Annotated in this window: 19 protein-coding genes; 11 read left to right on the forward strand and 8 right to left on the reverse strand. The window is 69.2% G+C overall.

What is annotated here, in order from left to right; genetic code table 11:
- The coding region (locus ABT130_RS38270; RefSeq protein ID WP_350964079.1) for an RRXRR domain-containing protein at window positions 1–364 on the reverse strand (364 nt) is incomplete at its 3' end.
- A 261-nt stretch (window positions 365–625) separates the two neighbouring features.
- Between ABT130_RS38270 and pyrE the strand changes: the two genes are divergently transcribed.
- On the forward strand, window positions 626–1,162 hold the full coding sequence (gene pyrE / locus ABT130_RS38275) for an orotate phosphoribosyltransferase (protein ID WP_350964082.1): 537 nt from the start codon (window positions 626–628) through the stop codon (window positions 1,160–1,162).
- Between the two features lie 115 nt (window positions 1,163–1,277).
- Here the strand turns inward: pyrE and ABT130_RS38280 are convergent, their stop codons facing one another.
- Window positions 1,278–1,697: a hypothetical protein gene (locus tag ABT130_RS38280; protein WP_350922974.1), complete on the reverse strand. Its 420-nt coding sequence runs from the start codon at window positions 1,695–1,697 to the stop codon at window positions 1,278–1,280.
- 332 nt (window positions 1,698–2,029) lie between these two features.
- Here ABT130_RS38280 and fbaA point away from each other — a divergent pair, with 332 nt between their 5' ends.
- The 4 genes from fbaA to ABT130_RS38300 all read left to right on the forward strand — a co-directional run bounded on the left by fbaA (window position 2,030) and on the right by ABT130_RS38300 (window position 6,153).
- Window positions 2,030–3,052 carry a class II fructose-bisphosphate aldolase gene (fbaA, locus tag ABT130_RS38285; RefSeq protein ID WP_350964084.1) on the forward strand — a complete coding sequence of 341 codons (1,023 nt, stop codon included), beginning with the start codon at window positions 2,030–2,032 and terminating at the stop codon, window positions 3,050–3,052.
- A gap of 157 nt (window positions 3,053–3,209) precedes the next feature.
- Window positions 3,210–3,629: a DUF3151 domain-containing protein gene (locus tag ABT130_RS38290; protein ID WP_350964086.1), complete on the forward strand. Its 420-nt coding sequence runs from the start codon at window positions 3,210–3,212 to the stop codon at window positions 3,627–3,629.
- A 152-nt stretch (window positions 3,630–3,781) separates the two neighbouring features.
- On the forward strand, window positions 3,782–5,065 hold the full coding sequence (locus tag ABT130_RS38295; RefSeq protein WP_350964088.1) for an adenylosuccinate synthase: 1,284 nt from the start codon (window positions 3,782–3,784) through the stop codon (window positions 5,063–5,065).
- A gap of 161 nt (window positions 5,066–5,226) precedes the next feature.
- Entirely contained in the window at window positions 5,227–6,153 is a 927-nt protein-coding gene (locus ABT130_RS38300; protein ID WP_350964090.1) for a glycerophosphodiester phosphodiesterase family protein, read from the forward strand.
- A 9-nt stretch (window positions 6,154–6,162) separates the two neighbouring features.
- On the opposite strand, the gene corA is transcribed toward ABT130_RS38300, so the two are convergent.
- Window positions 6,163–7,281, reverse strand: coding sequence for a magnesium/cobalt transporter CorA (corA, locus tag ABT130_RS38305; RefSeq protein ID WP_350922986.1), 1,119 nt, complete (start codon window positions 7,279–7,281; stop codon window positions 6,163–6,165).
- 446 nt (window positions 7,282–7,727) lie between these two features.
- On the opposite strand from corA, the gene purD reads away from it, so the two are divergent.
- The 5 genes from purD (at window position 7,728) to ABT130_RS38330 (ending at window position 14,329) form a co-directional block, all read left to right on the forward strand.
- Window positions 7,728–8,960, forward strand: coding sequence for a phosphoribosylamine--glycine ligase (gene purD, locus ABT130_RS38310; RefSeq protein WP_350922988.1), 1,233 nt, complete (start codon window positions 7,728–7,730; stop codon window positions 8,958–8,960).
- Between the two features lie 145 nt (window positions 8,961–9,105).
- Entirely contained in the window at window positions 9,106–10,140 is a 1,035-nt protein-coding gene (locus ABT130_RS38315; protein WP_350964092.1) for a hypothetical protein, read from the forward strand.
- Window positions 10,141–10,384: 244 nt separating this feature from the next.
- On the forward strand, window positions 10,385–11,653 hold the full coding sequence (gene murA, locus ABT130_RS38320) for a UDP-N-acetylglucosamine 1-carboxyvinyltransferase (RefSeq protein ID WP_350922994.1): 1,269 nt from the start codon (window positions 10,385–10,387) through the stop codon (window positions 11,651–11,653).
- Between the two features lie 225 nt (window positions 11,654–11,878).
- Complete coding sequence (locus tag ABT130_RS38325) at window positions 11,879–13,168, forward strand: GTP cyclohydrolase IIa (protein ID WP_350922997.1); 1,290 nt, start codon at window positions 11,879–11,881, stop codon at window positions 13,166–13,168.
- A 219-nt stretch (window positions 13,169–13,387) separates the two neighbouring features.
- On the forward strand, window positions 13,388–14,329 hold the full coding sequence (locus ABT130_RS38330; RefSeq protein ID WP_350964094.1) for an EamA family transporter: 942 nt from the start codon (window positions 13,388–13,390) through the stop codon (window positions 14,327–14,329).
- 78 nt (window positions 14,330–14,407) lie between these two features.
- Here the strand turns inward: ABT130_RS38330 and hisC are convergent, their stop codons facing one another.
- On the reverse strand, window positions 14,408–15,469 hold the full coding sequence (hisC, locus tag ABT130_RS38335) for a histidinol-phosphate transaminase (protein WP_350964096.1): 1,062 nt from the start codon (window positions 15,467–15,469) through the stop codon (window positions 14,408–14,410).
- A gap of 62 nt (window positions 15,470–15,531) precedes the next feature.
- On the opposite strand from hisC, the gene ABT130_RS38340 reads away from it, so the two are divergent.
- Window positions 15,532–16,155, forward strand: a complete 624-nt coding sequence (locus ABT130_RS38340; protein ID WP_350964098.1) for a Uma2 family endonuclease — start codon at window positions 15,532–15,534, stop codon at window positions 16,153–16,155.
- Window positions 16,156–16,302: 147 nt separating this feature from the next.
- Here the strand turns inward: ABT130_RS38340 and ABT130_RS38345 are convergent, their stop codons facing one another.
- The 4 genes from ABT130_RS38345 to ABT130_RS38360 are packed head-to-tail and all read right to left on the reverse strand — an operon-like array spanning window position 16,303 to window position 21,245.
- Window positions 16,303–16,968: an NUDIX hydrolase gene (locus ABT130_RS38345; RefSeq protein ID WP_350923007.1), complete on the reverse strand. Its 666-nt coding sequence runs from the start codon at window positions 16,966–16,968 to the stop codon at window positions 16,303–16,305.
- 19 nt (window positions 16,969–16,987) lie between these two features.
- Window positions 16,988–18,811, reverse strand: a complete 1,824-nt coding sequence (locus ABT130_RS38350) for a DUF4434 domain-containing protein (RefSeq protein ID WP_350964100.1) — start codon at window positions 18,809–18,811, stop codon at window positions 16,988–16,990.
- Between the two features lie 60 nt (window positions 18,812–18,871).
- A complete protein-coding gene (locus ABT130_RS38355) occupies window positions 18,872–19,960 on the reverse strand; it encodes a glycosyltransferase (protein ID WP_350964102.1) in 1,089 nt (362 codons plus the stop codon).
- Between the two features lie 19 nt (window positions 19,961–19,979).
- A complete protein-coding gene (locus ABT130_RS38360; protein ID WP_350923014.1) occupies window positions 19,980–21,245 on the reverse strand; it encodes a nucleotide sugar dehydrogenase in 1,266 nt (421 codons plus the stop codon).
- Window positions 21,246–21,353: the final 108 nt, after the last annotated feature.

A 21,353-nucleotide genomic window follows, 5' to 3' on the forward strand; every position in this document is an offset into this window, starting at 1 on the left:
GGCGGATGACGAACGGGGTGTGACGCACCACCACCGCCCGCCCGGCCGCCGGCAGGCGGCGGGCACGGGCGGGATGGCAGGGGTCGAGCGGGTGGCCGCGGGCGTCCAGGACGAACACGACGGGGTGAACCTCACGGTTCGCTCCCTCGGACGCCGAAGCGCCCTCGGGGTGACGCCGAGCAGAGCGGGTGCCGGTCCGCTCGATCTCCCCTCGCCCAGGTCGAACACCAGATACCGCCTGACGGCGGTGTCCATGAGCCGTTTCGTGCCCACCCTCGGGCGTGTCTGCTCCCACGGATTCCAGAGCGGCAGGCTGAGGAAGCACCCGCCGGTGGGTCTGCGATCTCATGTTCAACGTAGCCATCAAAACGCACCTCCCTGAGCTGACGGCCAGGGCTGGTCAACGCGGGGCTTCAAAGCGCATCGCTGCACCTCAAGCCCCCTCCTTCGGGAGGGGGTTGCCGACTGTGACCTCACCATTACCCGGAGTTGTCTGTCGGATAATCCCGCAGTCCGCGCCGCGCGTAAACCCGGATCGCACTTTTGCCATCCGGCGGCCGGATCGGCGCCGCTCCCCGGTGACCCCGGATCGGGCGGCCTTCCGGATCGCCCTAACCTTGGTGCCATGAGCGATCGCGAGAACCTGCTGGCAGAGATCAAGGGCAAGGGCGTGGTGCACGGCAAGGTCGTGCTGTCCTCGGGCAGAGAGGCCGACTTCTACGTGGACATGCGCCGGGTGACCCTCGACGGGCAGGCGGCGCCGCTGGTGGGGCGGGTCATGCTGGACCTCACCGAAGACCTCGACTACCAGGCGGTCGGCGGGCTGACGCTGGGCGCCGACCCGGTGGCGACCGCCATGCTGCACGCGGCGGCCGCGCGGGGCAGGACGCTCGACGCGTTCGTGGTGCGCAAGGCGCAGAAGGCCCACGGCATGCAGCGCCGGATCGAGGGGCCGGATGTGGCGGGGCGGAGGGTGCTCGCGGTGGAGGACACCTCCACGACCGGCGGTTCCCCGCTGACCGCGGTGGAGGCGCTGCGCGCGGCGGGCGCCGAGGTCGTGGCGGTCGCCACGATCGTGGACCGGGGAGCCTCCCAGGCGATCGCCGACGCCGGGCTGCCGTACCGGACCGCCTACACCCTGGCCGACCTCGGCCTGGACTAGAGGATCGACCGGCGCCTCGCGGGCCTTCCCCGGAAGGGCCCTGTTCCGGTCACCGGGGCAGGCCGCGGTGACCTTCGTCCGGCCGATCCTCGCCACGGCGGGGATCCATGGCGCACTACCGGTTTCGGGAGACCGTGAACTCCTGGCGCTCCCCCGCCCCGCCGGGTGCCCGGACCGTCCCGTTCACCTGGACCCGGACCGCGGCCGAGTCGGCCAGCACGACGTCGACCTTGGGGTCGAAGGACTGGAACTGCTCGCCCTTGGCCATCTCCCGGTCGAGCAGCACATCGCCCCCGGTGACCTTCAGGAAGACCGTGGGGCAGTGCTCCCGCAGGCACTCGACGAGGACCGTCGGCACCCGCTCGGCAGTGGCGGAGGCGGTCGAAGAGGCATCCGCGGGCGACGTGGTGGTGGCCGGCGGGGCCGTCTCGGCGCCGGAGCCGAGACTGCCGATCAGCGAGAGAACCCCGACCACGATCAGGACGACGAGCGCCAGCGCCGCCAGTCCGGCGAGGACCAGGCGGGCGATACCCATGGGGTCAGACCTGTGGCGTCCCACACAGTGGAGATTAGCGGTTCGTGAGGATATTTCACGACTGACCTGGTGAATCAGCCCCGAAGCCCCGAAATCCTAGAAGATCCCCTATAACCAACCAGGTCATACTGGAGATCCCGTACCGGCGAGCGCCAGGAGTCCTCCGGAGGTTTCCCACCGGTGGGCGCCGAGACCATGCCGGGGACACATCCGTACGCCCCGAAGTGGTGGTGGAGCTATCCGGTTGGGAAGGAACCCGGAATACTGGCCCATGGGCAATGTCTTCATAGCCCCGTGCCAGCTGCCCACAGCCGTCTCCAGGAGATGACACGATGCCCATCGCGACCCCAGAGGTCTACGCCGAGATGCTCGACCGGGCCAAGGCGGGAGGTTTCGCCTACCCGGCCATCAACGTGACCTCGTCACAGACCCTCAACGCCGCACTCAGGGGGTTCGCCGAGGCGGAGAGCGACGGCATCGTCCAGGTGTCGACCGGCGGCGCCGATTTCCTCTCCGGTACCACGGTCAAGAACATGGTGAGCGGCTCGGTGGCACTGGCGGAGTACGCCCGTGTCGTCGCGGCCAACTACCCCGTGACGATCGCCCTGCACACCGACCACTGCCCCAAGGACAAGCTGGCCGGTTTCGTACGCCCGCTGCTCGACATCTCCCTTGAGCGGGTGGCCAGGGGCGAGGACCCCCTCTTCCAGTCGCACATGTGGGACGGCTCCGCCGTGCCGCTGGACGAGAACCTTGAGATCGCCAGGGAGCTCCTGGAGAAGACCGCCCGCGCGAAGATCGTCCTTGAGGTGGAGATCGGCGTCGTCGGCGGCGAGGAGGACGGCGTCGTCGGCGAGATCAACGAGAAGCTCTACACCACCCCCGAGGACGCCCTCGCGACCGCCGAGGCCCTGGGCCTGGGAGAGCGCGGCCGCTACATGCTCGCCGCGACCTTCGGCAACGTGCACGGCGTCTACAAGCCCGGCCACGTCAAGCTGCGGCCGAGCGTGCTCAAGGAGATCCAGGACGCGGTCGGCGCCAAGTACGGCAAGGAGAAGCCGTTCGACCTGGTCTTCCACGGCGGCTCGGGCTCGCTGCTCGAGGAGATCCACGAGGCCATCGCCTACGGCGTGGTGAAGATGAACATCGACACCGACACGCAGTACGCCTTCACCCGCCCGATCGTCGACCACATGTTCAGGAACTACGACGGCGTGCTCAAGGTCGACGGCGACGTCGGCAACAAGAAGGTGTACGACCCCCGCTCGTACGGCAAGGCCGCCGAGACCTCGATGGCGGCGCGGATCGTCGAGGCCGCCCAGCACCTCAAGTCGGCGGGCACCAAGCTCTCCTGATGACCCGGCGGCCAACGCAGACCGGAAATTCTCGGTAGAGACCGGGTAAAACCGGTCAATGTTCGGAGAGTCCCCGCCAGGTCACGAGATCGGCTTCCGGAAAGTCCCCGGGAGCCGATCTTGGCTTGGCGCGGGTTCACCAGATAGGACTGTCGCTATGGAATCCCACGAGAACCTTCTCGCCGGCCCGCCGCCCACCCTGCTCCCGGACCTGCCTGAAGCTCGACAGGCACTGGAATCCGGTGCCCAGCCATCCGACGTCGCCGCGCGTTTCCCCGCCTATCCGGCCGCCTGGGCAGCACTCGCGGACGAGTATTTCGCGGCGGGACACGCCGTGACGTCGTACGCCTTCGCCCGCACCGGCTACCACCGGGGCCTGGACCAGCTCCGCAGGACGGGCTGGAAGGGGCACGGCCCGATCCCCTGGGAGCATCTGCCCAACCAGGGATTTCTGAGGTGCCTGCACGCACTGGCCCGCGCCGCCCAGAGCATCGGGGAGAAGGAGGAGGCCGAGCGGTGCTTCCAGTTCCTCAAGGACTCCAGCGCCGAGGCGTCCAAGGAGCTGACCGGCCGCTGATCCGGCCCTGATCCGCCCCTTGATCTGCCCGTGGGATCTCTCGCCCCGAGGTGGGAGATCCCCATTTCGGACGCCGTCGGGTATTCTCACCACGCAAGAGCCCCTGTAGCGATTGCGCCAGGGGTTTTCGTTTTTGCGGTGGGAGAATCACAATGCCGGCTGTCGTTCTCGTTGGTGCCCAGTGGGGCGATGAGGGCAAGGGTAAGGCGACCGACCTACTTGGTGATCAGGTCGACTATGTCGTCAGATACCAGGGAGGCAACAACGCGGGCCACACGGTCGTCATCGGCGACCAGAAGTATGCGCTGCACCTGCTGCCGACGGGAGTGCTCTCACCGAACGTCATCCCCGTGATCGGCAACGGTGTCGTCATCGACCCGGGCGTGCTGCTGAGCGAGATCGACGGGCTTGAGGCCCGGGGGGTCTCCTCCGAGCGGCTGCTGATCTCCGCCAACGCGCACCTGATCATGCCCCACCACAAGGCCCTCGACAAGGTCACCGAGCGCTACCTCGGCAAGGCCAAGATCGGCACGACCGGGCGCGGCATCGGCCCCGCGTACGGCGACAAGATCTACCGGATGGGCGTGCGGGTCCAGGACCTGCTGGACCCGGGCATCCTGCAGAAGAAGATCGAGGTCGCGCTGGGCGAGAAGAACCAGATCCTCACCAAGATCTACAACCGTCGGGTGATCGACGCGAACAAGGTCCTGGACGAGTATCTCGGCTACGCCGAGCGCCTCAAGCCGCACATCGCCGACACCTCGCTGATCCTCAACAGGGCCCTGGACGAGGGCAAGGTCGTGCTGCTCGAAGGCGGGCAGGGCAACCTGCTCGACATCGACCACGGCACCTACCCGTTCGTCACCTCCTCCTCCCCGACGAGCGGCGGCGCCTGCTCGGGTTCCGGCATCCCGCCGACCCGGATCACCCGCGTGATCGGCATCCTGAAGGCGTACACCACCCGCGTCGGCTCGGGTCCGTTCCCGACCGAGCTCGACGACGAGATGGGCGACTGGCTGCGCACCACCGGCGGCGAGTACGGGGTGACCACCGGCCGCAACCGCCGCTGCGGCTGGTTCGACGCGGTCATCGCCCGGTACGCCACCCGTATCAACGGTGTCACCGACTACTTCCTCACCAAGCTGGACGTGCTGTCCGGCCTGGAGAGGATTCCCGTCTGCGTCGCCTACGAGGTCGACGGGGTCCGGTATGACGAGATCCCGATGACCCAGACCGACTTCCACCACGCCAAGCCGGTGTACGAGGAGTTCCCCGGCTGGCAGGAGGACATCACCGGCGCCAGGAGCTTCGAGGACCTGCCCGCCAACGCGCAGGCGTACGTGAAGGCCCTGGAGCAGATGAGCGGCTCCAGGATCTCCGCGATCGGCGTCGGTCCCGGTCGCACCGAGACGCTCCAGATCCACCCGCTGATCTAGATCCGCTCCCGCCGATCCCCGCCGCGGCGGGGATCGGCCAGGTGTCGCCGTGCTGGGCGGAAGTACCAAGGGCCTGGTTTCGACCGGTACGGCCCGCGCCCGGCGTCGCCGAGGCGCGAGCCGTACTGGGGATCGGTACGCGAGATGGATAAGGTCCCTGTGTGCATGCCGAGATTCACGGTCACCGTGGGGCCCGTGGGCTCCGTCCCGAGAACACCCTGCCCGGTTTCGCCCACGCCCTGGAGCTGGGCGTCGACGCACTGGAGCTCGACGTCGCACTGACCGCCGATCGGCGGCTGGTGCTCACACACGATCTCACAGTGTCCGCTGTGACCAGCACCGACGTCCGGCCCGCCTTCCGCGACGACCCCGCCTTCCCGTACGTGGGCAGGCCCGTCGGCGAGCTCACGCTGGCGCAGCTGCGCACGCTGGAGTGCGGAGTGCGGGTGCCGCGCCACCCCGAAGACCGTTTCGCCCCGACCCAGCTGCCGGTGCCGAACACCCGGATGCCGACCCTGGGCTCCGTGCTGGGGCTGATGGACGCCTACGGAGCCGACGGGGTGCGGGTGCACGTGGAGCTCAAGTCGGACCCGACCAGGCCCGAGCTGAGCGCCGAGGTCGGTGAGTTCACCGAGATGGTGGTCGCCGAGCTCGACCGGCACCGCAGGCTCGACCGGGCGGCCATCCTCAGTTTCGACTGGCGCGTCCTGCGGATCGCCCGCTCCCTGGCCCCCGCGACCGGGCGGTACGCCCTGATCGAGCGTGCCACCATGGACAGTGCCTGGCTCGACGGCCTCCATCTGGAGGATTTCGGCGGCGACGTCCCGGCCGCCGCCGCCGAGGCCGGGGGCACCACGCTCTCCCCCGAGCATGTGATGGTCGACTCCGAGCTCGCCCGGCGAGCGGAGAAGGCCGCCCTGCCGCTGGCCGTGTGGACCGTCAACGACCCCGGGCGAGCGGCCGAGCTGCTCGGTCTCGGGGCGGCCGCGATCGTCACCGACTATCCCGACCGGATGATCACCCTGTGGGCCGAGCGGGGCATGCGTGTCCCGAAGCCGGTCACCCCCGCCCGCCCGATGAGCGCCTGAGGGATCGGGTCACATCCAGCCGTTGCGGCGGAAGCCCCGGTAGAGCAGCGTGCAGGCGATGACCATCACGCCGAGCACCAGTGGGTAGCCGAAGACGGAGTCGAGCTCGGGCATGTGCTCGAAGTTCATGCCGTAGATGCCGGCGATCATCGTGGGGACGGCCATGATGGCGACCCACGAGGAGATCTTCCGCATGTCCTCGTTGGCGAGCGCGTTGGAACGGGCGAGCGCCGCCTGCAGTATGGAGTTGCAGAGCTCGTTGGACGACTCGACCTGCTCGCAGACGCGGGCCAGGTGGTCGACGACGTCACGGAAGTACTCGCGCATCTCGGAGGGGATCATCCGGCGCTGGGCCAGCGTGGACATCGGTGCCTGGAGCGGTGTGACGGACCGCTTCATCTCGATCATCTCGCGCTTGAGGTTGTAGATCCGGCCGATGTCACGGGCGCTGACGTCCGCGAAGACCATCGCCTCGACGTCCTCCAGCTCGGTCTGCATCCGGTCGGCCACGGTGAGGTACTTGTCGACGACGTGGTCGGCGATCGCGTGCAGCACGCCGGTGGGGCCCCGGCTGAGCAGCTTGGGCTTGTCCTCAAGGCGCTCCCGCACCTCCGAGAGCGGGCAGTGCCGGCCGTGCCGCACGGTCACCACGAAGTCGGTGCCGACGAACACCATGATCTCTCCGGTGCCGATGATCTCGCTGGTCGCGGTCAGCACGTCGTGGTCGAGATAGGCGACGGTCTTCAGGACCACGAACAGCGAGTCGCCGTAGCGCTCGACCTTGGGTCGCTGGTGAGCCTTGACGGCGTCCTCGACGGCGAGCGGATGCAGGGCGAAGACCTCCGCCAGCCACTCGACCTCGGGGGCGTCGGGCTCGTGCAGGCCGACCCAGACGAAGGCGTTGTTCCCTTCGACGGACGCGTTGTGCGTGCGGACGAGCTCCAGGGCGTCGGGGATGCCCAGGGCCTCGATCTTCTTACCGTCGATGTAGGCGGCGTACTCGACGAGCGAGTCGCTCGGCGGGACGCAGACACCGCTCATCCGCGCACCGAGCGAGACGGCGGGCGCGTGCGGGGCACGGATCGTGCGGGCGTGCTTGATACGGGGAAAAAGGAGCGAGGAGCGCATGGCGAGCCTTTCCCGCCCAACCTGGCGGGATACCGCACGCGATGCGCTGTCACCACAAGTGGAGGCGACGATGCGTGCGGCGCCGGTCGGGCACCGAGATGGGGTGGTCGAGGGTGCGCACAGCAGGCGTGCGCGAGCACGTACTGCTGGGATCGCCAGAGGACATCCCGAACCACCTCCAATCAGCAAGAGACACGCAAAGCCACTCAAAACTTAACACGAATAGGGGGATGGCTCTCAGCTTACTCCCAGGTTCAAGCATCGATCATGCACAACCTGACAAAATTCACACCCTGTTTACTGGCACCTCCCGTGCGTGCTGACACGTCGCGGACCCCCAGGGTTATCCACAGGCTGTGGATAACCCTGGGGTTCGGGCACCGGCGAGATCCGGGTGTGCCGACACGGCCCGAGGGACGATCCGGGGGGACGATAAGCTCTGACAAGTGCGCGTTCTTGTGATTGGAACCGGCGGGCGTGAACACGCCCTGTGCCGGTCGCTGGCGGCGGACCCCCAGGTCACCGAGGTTCACTGTGCTCCCGGAAACGCGGGCATCGCGCAGGTCGCGACCCTGCATCCGGTGGTACCGACAGACCCGGCCGCGGTTACCGAACTGGCCGAGCGGCTCCGGGCGGAGCTGGTCGTGATCGGCCCTGAGGCCCCGCTGGTCGCCGGCGTCGCCGACGCCGTCAGGCAGGCCGGCATCCCCTGTTTCGGCCCCTCACGGCAGGCGGCCCGGATCGAGGGTTCCAAGTCCTTCGCCAAGGACGTCATGGTCGCGGCGGGCGTGCCCACCGGGCGGTCGTACACCTGCGTCACGCCGGAGGAGGTCACCGCGGCGCTCGACGAGTTCGGCACGCCGTACGTGGTCAAGGACGACGGCCTGGCCGCAGGCAAGGGCGTGGTGGTCACCGACGACCGCGAGGAGGCGCTCCGGCACGCCGCCGCCTGCGGGCGGGTGGTCATCGAGGAGTTCCTCGACGGTCCCGAGGTCTCGCTGTTCGCGCTCTGCGACGGCGCCACGGCCGTGGCACTCCAGCCCGCCCAGGACCACAAGCGCGCCTACGACGACGACCAGGGCCCCAACACCGGCGGGATGGGCGCCTACACGCCGCTGCCGTGGGCCCCGGACGACCTCGCCGACCAGGTGATGGCCGAGACCGTCATACCGACCGTGACCGAGCTGGCCAGGCGCGGCGCGCCGTACACGGGGGTGCTGTACGTGGGGCTGGCCCTCACCTCCAAGGGCCCGAAGGTGATCGAGTTCAACGCGCGGTTCGGCGACCCGGAGACCCAGGTCGTGCTGGACCGGCTCCAGACGCCCCTCGCGGGCCTGCTGCTCGCCTGCGCGAACGGGACGCTCGACCGGTTCGGGCCGCTCTCCTATCGCGACGGCGCCGCGGTGACCGTGGTGATCGCGGCGGAGAACTACCCGGCGGATCCGGTGAAGGGCGACGTGATCGAAGGACTGTCCGACCCGGTCGAGGACGCCTACGTGCTGCACTCGGGCACCGCGCTGGACGGCGACCGGATCGTCTCGAACGGCGGCCGGGTGCTCAGCGTGGTCGGCACGGGACCCGACGTCCCCGCGGCGCGGGCGGCGGCCTACGAGGCGGTGGAGCACATCCGGCTGCGCGGCTCGCACCACCGCACCGACATCGCGGGCCGCGCCCGCTGAAAGCGGCACGGCCTATGAAAACGGCACGGTCTCTGAAAACGGCACGGCCTGCCCCGGCCGGGGCGTAGCGCCTGATCGGCATGTCGCGATAAGCCTGGGGCAGTCGGTGCCCCGCCCCAGGCCGGCTCCGCCCCCCGGAGGAACGATGTCGCTTGATCCAGCGTTGACCGCCGAGCGGATCGGCGACACCGGCGTGTTGCGCTGGCCGGGCACCTGGCGGGTCTACGTGGCCACCCGGAGCGAGGAGATCAGGGCCGACGCCGAGCGCGTTCTGACGATGTGCGACGGGGCGGGCCGGCCGGTCTCGGTGGGCGAGGGCATCGGCACGCACCTGGCCCGCGCGCAGGCGTACGCGCGCAGCAGGCACGGTGTGCGGCGCTGGCTGACCGGCCAGGCCATCGAGGGCGCCTGGTCCAACGTCAACAGCGCCACCGTGATGCTGTACGGCGTGCTGCCGGTGGCGGAGTTGTGCGGGCGGGCGCCGGAGGTGGTCGCGATCGGCCGGGCCTACCTGCCCGGCGACGACCCCCGGCTTGTCCACCTCCAGGCCAGGCTGGCGGCGGGAGACCTCGGTGAGAACGACAGGCCGCTGATGCAGTCGGTGCTGCGGGCCGCGTACACCGCGCAGGCGATGGACACCGGGCGGGTCCGCAGCTTCCGCAACCTGCTCATCGGCGGGGTGGTCATGCTCTCCCTGATCGTGCTGAGCGTGGTGGTCATCGGTGCGATCTGGCCGGACGTCATCCCGATGTGCGGCGACCAGTCGGTGATCCGCACCCAGGGGCTGATGCCCGCCCAGATCTGCCCGACCGGCGGCCTGCGGCCCGGCCACGGCGACGTCCCGCTCGTGGCCCTGATCGGCATGCTGGGCGCGGCGCTGGCCACCGCCGCCTCGCTGTCGACCCGCTCGGAGCTGTCCACCCGCTACTCGCTGGCCGTCGTCCAGAACCTGCTCAAGGCGCCCGCGGGGGTGGCCACGGCCGTGCTCGGGCTACTGATCCTGAACTCGGGCTTCGTGCCCGGTTTCGCGGGGCTCGGCTCGCAGCCCGCGATCCTGGTCTGGGCGATGGCGTTCGGGTACGGACAGCAGGTCGTCACCCGCTTCGTGGACCAGCGGGCCGACAATCTCCTGTCGGCCGCCTCCCCGCTCACCGCCGCGGTGAACACGAAGGGCAGGTAGCATCCAAGGCCCGAGGTCTCCCGGTGCCGCGCCCCACAGTGACACTCGCGAGCCCGGAAACCGCAGGCGAAAGCGTGGTCGCCGCGCAACGCGGCGGCGGCAGATGACTTATCGGCCGGTTCAGGGGCAGTTCACCCTCGAAGTGGCCGGTTCAGGGGCATTCAACGGCTACTGTTGGCCGATAACCTCGGCTGCCGCCTCGCGCCACACGAGTTACCCAGAACACTTCCAAGGAGCATGACGCATGGTCCGTTACCGCGTGCGCGGTGGCAACCCACTTCGTGGAACCGCCTTCATCCAGGGTGCCAAGAACGCCGTGTTGCCCATGATCGGTGCCGCGCTGCTGGCTTCCAAAGGCCGCACGGTCCTGCGCAACGTCCCCATCATCGAGGACGTCCGGCGCGCGGTCGAGCTGGCGGAGACGGTCGGCGCCAAGGTCGAGCTGCACGAGGCGGAGCGCACGCTGGTGATCGACGCCTCGACGCTGAGCAGCCCGGTGCTGCCCGCGGAGATCGCCCGGCGCTTCCGCGGCTCGGTGCTGTTCGTGCCCGCCCTGCTGCACCGTCTCGGTGAGGCGATCATCGAGGGCGTGGGCGGCTGCAACCTGGGCAGCCGCAACCTCGACTTCCACTACCTGGGCTACAAGCGCCTGGGCGCGATCGTGGACGAGGGTGACGCGGTCATCCACGTCAAGTCGGCGGGCCTCACCGGTGCCACCCTGTACCTGGACACCCCCTCGCACACCGGCACCGAGAACCTGATCATGGCCGCCGCCCTCGGGCGCGGCACCACCGTGATCGAGAACGCCGCGCTGGAGCCCGAGGTCCTCGATGTGATCGACATGCTGACCCGGATGGGCGCGAGGATCAGCGGCGGCGGCACCGGGTTCATCACCGTGGAGGGCGTGGAGGAACTCCAGGCCGTCGAACACACCGTGATGCCGGACCGCCTTGACGCGGGCGTGTTCGCCATGGCCGCCGCCGTCACCGGCGGAGAGGTCAACCTGGTCGGCGCCGACCTGGACCACCTCGGCGTGGTCCGCTACAAGCTGGAGCAGATGGGGGTGGAGTTCGCCGACCACGGCGCGGTGCTGCACGTGCGCAGGGATCGTCCACTGCGTCCGATCAATGTGATCACCGACACCTATCCCGGCTTCGCCACCGACCTGCAGTCGCCGATCATGACGGTCGCCTGTCTCGCCGACGGCGCCAGCTACATTCATGAACGAATCTTCGACGGTCGTTTCGCTCTGGCCTCAGAACTGAACAAAATGGGCGCCGATATTGAAGTGAAAGAGAACAGCGCCGTCGTTCGTGGTGCGACTCCGCTCACTGGAACACAGGTGACCGCTCACGACCTGCGCTCGGGAATCGCCCTCGTGCTCGCGGGTCTGGCCGCTGAAGGGGAGACCGTGATCGGATCGGGATATCTCATCGACCGCGGGCACTCTTATCTCGCCGAGCGCATGCAGGCCCTGGGCGGCGATGTGCGCCGAGAGATTTCAGCGCCATAATCAGCGGGTTTGAGCTGCTCAAAAACCGCTCTGACCTGTGTAAACGATGCCAGTCATGGGTTTAACCCGGAAGCAGCTTCCGGAATTGGCCGCAAATCGGGCGTGACATTACGGCCCTCACAAGCGATCGTTCCAAAAGAGAGCCGAAAACAAACGGACGGCATGATGGGACGAACATTGGTCGAGCGGGCCGAAGAAGCGCCACGAGTGTCACGCCCGGGTGCCATGACACCAGATCTCACCATCGGTGTGGTGGGCCCCCATGACCTCGTTGAACGGGTGATGTTGATGGGGCACGCGGCGGCCCCATTACCCTGCCGCCTGGTGGCGGCGGCGTACCGTGACGAGCAGGAGGCCGCGGACAAGGTCACTCGATTGGGAGCCGGGGTGGACGCGTGTCTGTTCGCCAGCCCGGTCCCCTACGACCTGGCCCGGCGATCGGGGGTACTGACGATGCCCGCGACGTATGTCCAGCTCGGCGGTGCCGCGCTGATCGCCGCGCTGGCGAGGGCCGCGATGGACGAGCGGATAGACCCACGCAGGGTCAGCATCGACATCCTGAGCAGAGCAGAGGTCGAGGAGGCCTATAGCGATCTGAGCCTTCCCTCAGGGGACGTGCAGAGCCGCGACGAGCCGGGCGCCACCGGCACGATCGCGGCCTTCCATGAACGCCTCGCCCGCCAGGGCAGCACGAGCGGGGCGCTCACCTGCCTGCCCGCGGTCGCCGACCGCCTTCAGACGGCAGGGGTGCCCGTGGTCAGGATCCGCCCCACCTCCGCCGCGGTGCGTACGGCGCTGCACACGGCGGCACTGCTCGGCGCGCACCACCGGCTGGAGGAGTCACAACTCACCGTGGTCCTGGTGGAGGTGCCCACGTTGCGCGAGCCGGTTCGCCGGGCCGCGCCACGCTACTGGCGCGACGAGCTCCGGCTCTCCCTGCACCGGTTGCTGGTGCAGGAGGCCAACCGGATCAACGCGTCGGTCACCGCGGTCGACGATCACAGCTACATGGTCACCGCGACCCGCGGCTCGGTGGCCGCGGCCACCGAGGGGTTCCGGGTCCTGCCGTTCGCCGCGCGGGTCCGCGACGAACTCGGCCTGGCGGTCGAGGTCGGCGTCGGCATGGGCCGTACGACCCACGACGCCGAGTCGCACGCCAGGGCCGCTCTGGCGCGCACCCAGGCGGGCAAGCAGGCCCAGGGCTTCGCGGTCGACCGCGAGGGCAGGGCACTGATCCCGGCGCCCAGGATGCCTCCCCAGGGCACGGGACCGCTGAAGCCCAAGGGTGTGGAGGTGCTGGCCCGGCTGGCCGCCAAGCTTGAGGGTGGGGACACGGTGGTGGACGCGGAGGGCGCGGGCAAGATGCTGGGCGTCACCCCGCGTACGGCACGACGATTGCTGCGCACGCTGGTAGACGAGGGACTCGCGTGGCCGCTTCCGCCGAACCGGACACCGCAACCCGGCCGTCCCCGCCAGTTGTACCGGCTGATCGTGGAGAAGCTCGGCACCCGCTGAGCCCTCCGCCTTTCGACCTGGAGGCTTCCGCCGCACCCGGACGGCGGAACCTCCCAGGTCACGGCCCGCCTGGCTCGGCATGGCAGGACCGGCCGGGGCACGGTCCGCTCGCCCCGGCGCGGCGAGAGTCCGCCAGGCCGCGAGCGCCGATCTCCGCGTGGCGGAGGGGACCGAACCCCGCGCGCGAGATGTCGGGCCCTGCCAGTATTGTCACGAGCTATGCGTCATGACAGTGCTGACAGCCGTAAGGCGCTCCTCGTCTGGGGGGCGCTGGCGACCGTGTATGTGGTGTGGGGGTCCACCTACCTCGCGATCATGATCGTGATCGAGACGATGCCCCCGTTGCTCAGCGGCGCCATCCGCTTCGTCACGGCCGCGCTCATCCTCGGCGTCGTGGTGCTCCTGCTGAAGGGACGCGAGTCCTTCCGGATGACCTGGAAGGAGGCCGGTGGGGCCGCCCTGGTCGGCCTGCTGCTGCTGAACGGTGGCAACGGCATGGTCGCGGTGGCCGAGCAGCACATCTCCAGCGGGCTGGCGGCGCTGCTGGTGGCCTCGACGCCACTCTGGCTCGTGATCTTCAGGGTCCTGTTCAGGGACCGGCCGCAGGTGCTGACGCTCACGGGGGTGCTCATCGGGTTCGGCGGTGTGGCGGTCCTCTCGCTGACCGGTGGGAGCAGCGCGGCCGACAGCACCGGAATCGTGATCATCCTGCTCGCGTCGCTGTCCTGGTCGGTCGGCTCGTTCCTGACGTCCCGCATCCCGATGCCCGCGAACCCCTTCACCGCGAGCGCCGTCGAGATGGCCGCCGGCGGCGTCGGGCTCGCCCTGACCTCCGCCGTGGTGGGCGAGCATGTCGACCTCGCGGACGTCTCCACCCGGTCGTGGATCGCGCTCGCCTACCTGATCATGGTCGGATCGCTGGTCGGCTTCACGGCGTACGTGTGGCTGCTGAGCAACGCCCCGATCTCGCTGGTCTCCACCTACGCCTACGTCAACCCGGTCGTGGCGGTCGTGTTGGGCGCCCTCATACTGAGCGAGCAGGTCACCGGTCCGATGATCGTGGGCGGCATGGTGATCGTCCTCGGCGTGGCCCTGGTGGTCTCCACGGAGCGACGCAAGAAGCCGGAGCCCGTCTCCGGCCCCGAGCCCGCGACCGTGTAGGCCGCGGGCTCGCCCGCGTGCGGCGGTCGTCCCGTCATGACGCTCCCGGCCGGTGCCGAAAGCGCCGCGGCGGGGCGGTCAGCTCCTCGGGAAGGCCGTCGCGGCCGCCAGGAAGGTGTCGTTGGCCTCGGGAGCGCCGATGGAGACACGGACGCCCTCACCGGCGAAGGGCCGCACCGCGACGCCCTCGGCCGCGCACGCCTCGGCGAAGTCGAGCGTTCGCTCGCCCAGCCGGAGCCAGACGAAGTTGGCCTCGGTCGCCGGCACCGTCCAGCCCTGGGCGACGAGCGCGCCGCGGACCCGGTCGCGCTCCTTGACCACGACCTCGACCCGCTCCAGCAACTCGTCCTCGGCCGCCAGCGAGGCGATCGCGGCGACCTGGGCGAGTTGGTTGACCGCGAACGGCACGGTCGTCTTGCGGACCGCCGACGCCACCGGCTCCGCGGCGATCAGGTAGCCCACCCGGAGCCCGGCCAGGCCGTACGCCTTGGAGAAGGTGCGCAGCACCGCCACGTTCGGCCGGTCGCGGTAGACGGCGATCCCGTCGGGGACCCCGGCGTCCCTGACGTACTCGTGGTAGGCCTCGTCGAGCACGACGAGCACGTCCTGCGGAACCCGGTCGAGGAACGCCTCCAGCTCGGCCGCCTGGACCACGGTGCCGGTGGGGTTGTTCGGGTTGCAGACGAAGATCATGCGGGTGTGCGGGGTGATCGCGTCGGCCATGGCATCCAGATGGTGCCCCTCGCCCAGCAGCGGGACCCGCACCGAGGTCGCCCCCGCCAGGTCGGCCAGGAGCGGGTACGCCTCGAAGGACCGCCAGGCGTAGATCACTTCGGCACCCGGCTCGCTCACGGTCTCGAAGAGCTGCTGGGCCACCGTCACCGAGCCCGCGCCGAGCGCGATGTGCTCGGGCGGCACGCCGAACCGCTCGGCGAGCGCCTCGGTCAGCCCGGTGGCGGCCGGATCGGGATAGCGGTGCATCTGGGCCGCGGCCCTGGCGACCGCCTCGACGACCGAGGGCAGCGGCTCGTAGGGAGATTCGTTCGAGGAGAGCTTGTAGGACCGGCCGTCGGCGGACACCACGGCCTTGCCCGCCCGGTAGGGGGGCATTGTGTCCAGGATCGCACGGAAACGAGGCATGGCCTTACTTTATGAGCAGCGGGCGGATGGGGCATCATCCTGTAAGACTGGAGGTGAGAGGCATGCCCGAGCGGAAGGACGACATGAGCATCGCACCGCCGGCCGAAGTCGAGCCGATTCCCGACTGGGCGATTCCCCCCATAGAGGGCTTCACCGCCGATGACCTCGATCGGCTTCCGGGGATCCCCCCTCACACGGAACTGATCGATGGCACCCTCGTGTTCGTGAGCCCCCAGACCCGTTTTCACGCTCTCGTGCTCTTCCTGCTGCACAGAGAGCTTGATCGGACGGCACCCGCCCATCTTCGGGTGGAGCGGGAGATGACGGTGAAGCTGGGGCGACGCCAACGACCGGAGCCAGACCTCGTGCTCCTGCACGCACACGCGCCCTCCGAAATGACGCGGACCTTCTACGAGGCGGGAGATGTGCTGCTCGCCGTCGAGGTCGTCTCCGAGGAATCCGAGGAGCGCGATCGCAACCGCAAGCCCCAGATGTACGCCGAGGCCGGCATCCCCCATTTCTGGCGGATCGAGAACGTCGAGAACCGTCCCAGCGTCTACGTCTACGAACTGAACCCGGTGACCAGGGCGTACGCGCTCACCGGCGTCCATCAAAATCGGCTGAAGCTCAGCCTCCCCTACGACATCGACATCGATCTGACGGAGATCGGCAACCCTCGGTCCTGACCGGCCGGACAAGGCTGGGAACCGCATCGGTGAAGGTCGCCGCATCGATGACCGGCCTGTCTCCGGAACCTGGCTCGACGGCCCCGCGGTCAGGTGCCGCGAGAACGGCACGGTAGGAATCCCCGGCGTTCTACGCCGGGGAGGACGTCAATCCTTGAGGGAGCGGAGCATCGGGGGGTGGAGGAACATCGCGGGGCCACGGCGGTAGAGCTTGGCGGGGCGGCCGCCGTCGCGGGTGGTGGTGTCGCCGGTGGGCACCAGGAAGCCCTCGGCCCTGGTGACCTTGCGGTGGAAGTTCCGCGGGTCGAGGACACGGCCCCAGACGATCTCGTAGACCCGGCGCAGCTCGGCGACCGTGAACTCCGGCGGGCAGAAGGCCGCGCCGAGCGGGGTGTATTCGAGCTTGCCCCGGGCCCGCTCGATCCCGTCGACCAGAATGCGCCGGTGGTCGAAGGCCATCTCGCACAGCGCGGAGACCGGTTGCCAGCTCATGTGCGCCTCGGTGGAGGCGGGAAGGTCGGGGGCGAGACCGAGGTAGGCCACGCTCAGCACGCGCTGGCGCGGGTCGCGGTCGGGGTAGCCGTAGGTCTGGAGCTGTTCCAGGTGCACCGGGGCGCCCGGCAGGCCCGCTCGTTCCGCGAGGATCCGCTCCGCGGCGGCGGGCAGGTCCTCGTCGAGGTGGATGAAGCCGCCTGGCAGGGCCCAGCGTCCCTCGTACGGCGGGTTGTCGCGCCGCCAGACGAGTGCGCTCAGCGCCTGGAAACGCACCGTGAGGACGACCAGGTCCACGCTGACGGGAATGCGCGGAACCATGGCAGGCACGTTACACCGGTCAGAGCCGCACGCGGACGTGCAACGGCTCGGAGGCGGCGCGTCCGTCGGCCGCGGTGACCAGGACCTGGACCCAGGTGTCCTCTGGCACCTGGGACCAGTCGAACGGGATCCACGCCGTCTCCATCCGCACCGGCAGGCCGGGCGGCAGGTCCGTGAGGTTCACCCCGGCCACCTCGACGACACGGGGCTCCTGCTGGCCCTCCCAGGTGATCGTGACCTTGGACCCCATGGGCATGTTGTAGCCGCGGATCTCCACACCGTCCTGGATGTCGCGCTGCATGCGGACCGCGTCGGCCGCGATGGGCCGGTTCCAGTCGCGGGCGATCTCCTCGGCGAGGGACGGCGAGCCGCAGGTGTAGAAGTCGCTCCACATGTAGGAGACGACCTTGGAGACGTAGCGCCCGACCTGTGCCACGGCCGCGTCGAGCCGTTCCTTGTCGGTGCTCCCCCTCTTGTACCCGGCCGCGCAGGTCTCCTCGCCGGACGGCTCGAATGCCTCGACGTTGGCCCAGAGTTCCACGTTGTGGCCCCGCTCGGCCATCTCCGTCCGGACGGTCGACATCTCCCGGTAGTAATCGCGGGTCGAGCCGTGGTAGGCGTCGCCGTTGGTCTTCTCCCCGACGACCGGCCACAGCCGCTTGTCGACCTTCTCCCCGCGTTGGTCGGGCCAGAACAGCCCGACCTTTCCCGTTCCCCGGCTGTCCTGCGGCGCGATGATCCCGACCCCCGTCCGGACAAGGGCCTCGAAGCCCCTGGCCACCTGCTTGGGAGTGGCACTGAACGGCCGCTGCCTGCGGGCGTCGAGGTAGGGGCTGACGAGGACGGGCCTGCCCGGCATCTCCTGCTCGACGATCTCGTGCTGCGAGGCGTACATCTTGAGCGTCGGGTGGTCGTCGTCCGACTCGCCGGTGTACTTCATCTCCCGCATCTGCAGCTCGAACGGCTGGTAGAAGCCGCCCAGCGAGGCCCGTTCCCGGAAGCGGGCACCGTAGTCCTGCATGATGCGCCGGGTGAGCGTGGTGAGCGTGTCCGTGCCCTGCTTGGCGGCCCGGGTCTTCTGCGCCGGGTCGCGAGGGGCCAGCGGCAGCGCGGGGAACACCTTCACCCCGAACTGGTCGCCGAGATCGAGCAGCTCGGTGAGGCTGTCCTCATGCGCGCCCGCGATCAGGATCACGTGGTAGCCGCGCCCCTTGCCCTTGATGTTCTCGCAGCTCGCGTCGTCGCTGCCGTCGTCGGTGGCGATGATCCGGTAGAAGACCGCCTTCTTCGTGACGATCTTCCGCTCGAACTCGGGGCAGCGGAAGAGCTGGGAGCCGAACGCCTCGTCGGTCCGGTAGACGAACGTCCAGCTCACCCGGTTGCCCGGGTTGGCGGCCTTGAGGTCGTTCTCCGCCGCGGCCGCGCACGGCACCCCGTTCTCCTCGCACGGCTCGTAGCGGGGATCGACCTTCCCCTCGCCGTCGAGGATCCGGCCGTCGTCGTCGACCCTGCGGGCCTGCAGGCCCCAGCCGATCCTGATCACGGTGTCACCGCCCACCTTGTGGATGGCGGCGAACTGCCGCCGCCAGGTGCAGTGGTCGGCGGTCGGGACGAGCCAGTAGCCGGTGATCGCGTACGGCGCCCCCATGGCCGTGTCGAACGTTCCACACGGGTCGGTGAACTCGGTCGCCTCCGGGACCGGCACCGAGGGGGAAGGCGAGGGCGAGGGGGAGAGCGGCGAGCTCCCGCTGGTCGGAGAACTGTCTTCGGCAGGCGTGATCATCACGAACGCCGCCACTCCCGCGAGGATCGCCACACCCAGAAAAGCGATGAGCCAGCGCACGTTCTGGACACTACCGTTCTTGTGATCTGGCAGACATAAGGAGCTTTGCCATACCGGAAATCAGCTCTTGACGCCCGCCCACGCCTCCAGCTGGGCGACGAAACGACGGGCCGAGTTGGGCCAGTGGTGGTTCGCACGGGCCGCCGCATACCCCCGAGCGCCCTGGGCATGCCTCGCTGAGACGTCGTCGCGGAGGAAGAGCACGGCCTGGGCCACGGCCTTGGGATCCTGCCAGGGCACGACCATGCCGCTGTCGTAGCGCTCGACCAGCTCCACCGCGCGAGGCGAGGGGGTGGTGATCACCGGAATGCCGTGGGCCATGTACTCCACGATCTTCGTGGGCATGGAGTGCCGGTAGTTGGGCTCGTCGTGCAGCAGGGAGAGACCGGCCAGCGCGCCGTCGAGCCGCTTGAGCGCCTCGTCGTTGGGCATGAAGTCGCGCCACTCCAGTACGCCCTCCGCCACCGCCTCGTTCAGCGTCGGCCGCGACTGCGGGTCGGCGTAGCCGATCAGCTCGACCGACACCCGGTACGGCTGGAGCAGCCGGGCCACCTCGATGGCCTCGCGCACCCCGCGTGCCCCCGACAGCCAGCCGAGGTAGACGACGCGGTCGTCGCCCGGCGGCGTCACCTCGTCGGGCACCCAGGTCTCGTTGGGCACCACCAGGTGGGCCTGGCGGAAGCGTCCGGCGTAGGCGGTCTCGGCCAGCAGCAGGTGCAGGTACCGCTCGGCGGTGCCTTCGAGCAGGCGGGCCATGAAGCGCACCGGCGGACGGAGGAACGCCGGCAGCCAGGGCTTCAGTGACAGCGTCGCCGGAGTGTCCTCGTGCACGTCCCAGACCACCGGGGGCCGCTTGCGCACCCCCACCACCGCGAGCAGCAGCTCCGGGTCGTGGATGACCACCAGGTCCACCTGGCCGCGCATGCGCTTGAAGACCTTGCGCGCGGCGCGCACCGCCGACAGCCGCTTGCGCTCGGCCGCACGGGGGAGGTCGACGCCGTTCACCCAGGATCGGGCCATGACGCCCCGCGCCGTGTACGGGGCCGCGTACGTGACCTCATGACCGGCGTCCACGAGCGCGCGGATCTGCCGGTGCAGGATCCGGGCGTCCTCGGGATGATGCACCACGGTCATGACGAGCACGTGCACTGCGCGCAGCCCTTCGTCGCTAGAGCCGCTCGACGCGTTCACCCTCGGCGAGCACGCCTCGGGTGTCGAGCACGAGCTTGCCTTGGTCCTCGACAATCGACAGATCGAAGGCGGCGTGTTGCTGGAGCAACAGCGTCACGTCGGCTTCGACGACTCCCCTGGCGAGGTCTTCCTCGCGCGGCACCTGAACCCCGTCGACCCGCCAGTCCTTGACGTACGGGTCGGCGAAGACCAGTTCCGCGCCCAGCTCCCGCAGCGCCCGCGCGACCGGCAGGGCCGGGGTCTCGCGCTCGTCGGCGATGTCGGGCTTGTACGTGACACCGAGCAACAGCACCTTGGAGCCGTTGACCGGCTTCCTGTGCCGGTTGAGCAGGCGCTGCACGCGGGCCACCACGTACGACGGCATCCGCTCGTTGATCTCCTGAGCCAGCTCGACGAAGCGGAACGGGTAGCCCAGCTTGCGCACCGTGTAGGAGAGGTAGGACGGGTCGACGGGGATGCAGTGACCGCCGACACCTGGTCCGGGGAGGAACTTCTGGAAGCCGAACGGCTTGGTGGCGGCGGCCTCGATCGACTCCCAGAGGTCGACGCCCAGCTCGTCGCAGAAGATCGCCATCTCGTTGACGAGGGCGATGTTGACGTGGCGGTAGGTGTTCTCCAGGAGCTTGGCCATCTCGGCCTCGCGGGTGCCGCTGACCGGCACGACCTGCTCGATGAACTGGGAGTAGAACCCGACCGCGCGGTCCTTGCAGGCGGAGGTGTAGCCGCCGACGACCTTCGGGGTGTTGCGCAGGCCGTACTTGGGGTTGCCCGGGTCGATGCGCTCGGGCGAGAAGGCGAGGTGGAAGTCGGTGCCCGCGGTGAGGCCGGAGCCCTCCTCCAGGATGGGACGGGCGACCTCGTCGGTGGTGCCGGGCCAGGTGGTGGACTCCAGAACCACCAGCGAGCCCGCGCGGAGGTTACGTGCGACGGTGCCGGTGGCGCCCTCGACCGCGGACAGGTCGGGGCGGTGGTCCTCGTCGAGCGGGGTCGGCACGCAGATGACGATGGTCCGGCTGTCGGCCAGAACGGACTCGTCCCCCGTGGCGGTGAATCCCCCCGCCAGCATGTGCTCAAGGTCGGCGTCGGTCAGGTCGTCGATGTAGGACCTGCCCGCGTTGAGAGCAGCGATCTTGCCGGGGTCGACCTCGAAGCCGACGACCCGCAGACCGGCTGCCGTGGCCTCCTTGGCCAGGGGCATGCCGACGTAGCCCAGACCGATGATGGCCAGGTCGTAGGCAGTCACTGGATGACCTTGGAACGCCGGAAACAACACTTCATGGTCGCAAAGGCTATCTCAAGTCCGAACGAGCTACGCCTAATGCGATTGAACGCATCACAAACGGCAGGTATC

Origin of the sequence: Streptosporangium sp. NPDC001681 (assembly GCF_040298085.1) — a bacterium.
In the GTDB taxonomy this organism is placed as follows: Bacteria; Actinomycetota; Actinomycetes; order Streptosporangiales; family Streptosporangiaceae; genus Streptosporangium.

Coding starts and splice junctions, on each gene's coding strand:
- pyrE (WP_350964082.1), top strand. CDS start 626: ATGAGCGATCGCGAGAACCTGCTGGCAGAGATCAAGGGCAAGGGCGTG.
- ABT130_RS38280 (WP_350922974.1), bottom strand. CDS start 1,697: ATGGGTATCGCCCGCCTGGTCCTCGCCGGACTGGCGGCGCTGGCGCTC.
- fbaA (WP_350964084.1), top strand. CDS start 2,030: ATGCCCATCGCGACCCCAGAGGTCTACGCCGAGATGCTCGACCGGGCC.
- ABT130_RS38290 (WP_350964086.1), top strand. CDS start 3,210: ATGGAATCCCACGAGAACCTTCTCGCCGGCCCGCCGCCCACCCTGCTC.
- ABT130_RS38295 (WP_350964088.1), top strand. CDS start 3,782: ATGCCGGCTGTCGTTCTCGTTGGTGCCCAGTGGGGCGATGAGGGCAAG.
- corA (WP_350922986.1), bottom strand. CDS start 7,281: ATGCGCTCCTCGCTCCTTTTTCCCCGTATCAAGCACGCCCGCACGATC.
- ABT130_RS38315 (WP_350964092.1), top strand. CDS start 9,106: ATGTCGCTTGATCCAGCGTTGACCGCCGAGCGGATCGGCGACACCGGC.
- murA (WP_350922994.1), top strand. CDS start 10,385: ATGGTCCGTTACCGCGTGCGCGGTGGCAACCCACTTCGTGGAACCGCC.
- ABT130_RS38325 (WP_350922997.1), top strand. CDS start 11,879: ATGACACCAGATCTCACCATCGGTGTGGTGGGCCCCCATGACCTCGTT.
- ABT130_RS38330 (WP_350964094.1), top strand. CDS start 13,388: ATGCGTCATGACAGTGCTGACAGCCGTAAGGCGCTCCTCGTCTGGGGG.
- hisC (WP_350964096.1), bottom strand. CDS start 15,469: ATGCCTCGTTTCCGTGCGATCCTGGACACAATGCCCCCCTACCGGGCG.
- ABT130_RS38340 (WP_350964098.1), top strand. CDS start 15,532: ATGCCCGAGCGGAAGGACGACATGAGCATCGCACCGCCGGCCGAAGTC.
- ABT130_RS38345 (WP_350923007.1), bottom strand. CDS start 16,968: ATGGTTCCGCGCATTCCCGTCAGCGTGGACCTGGTCGTCCTCACGGTG.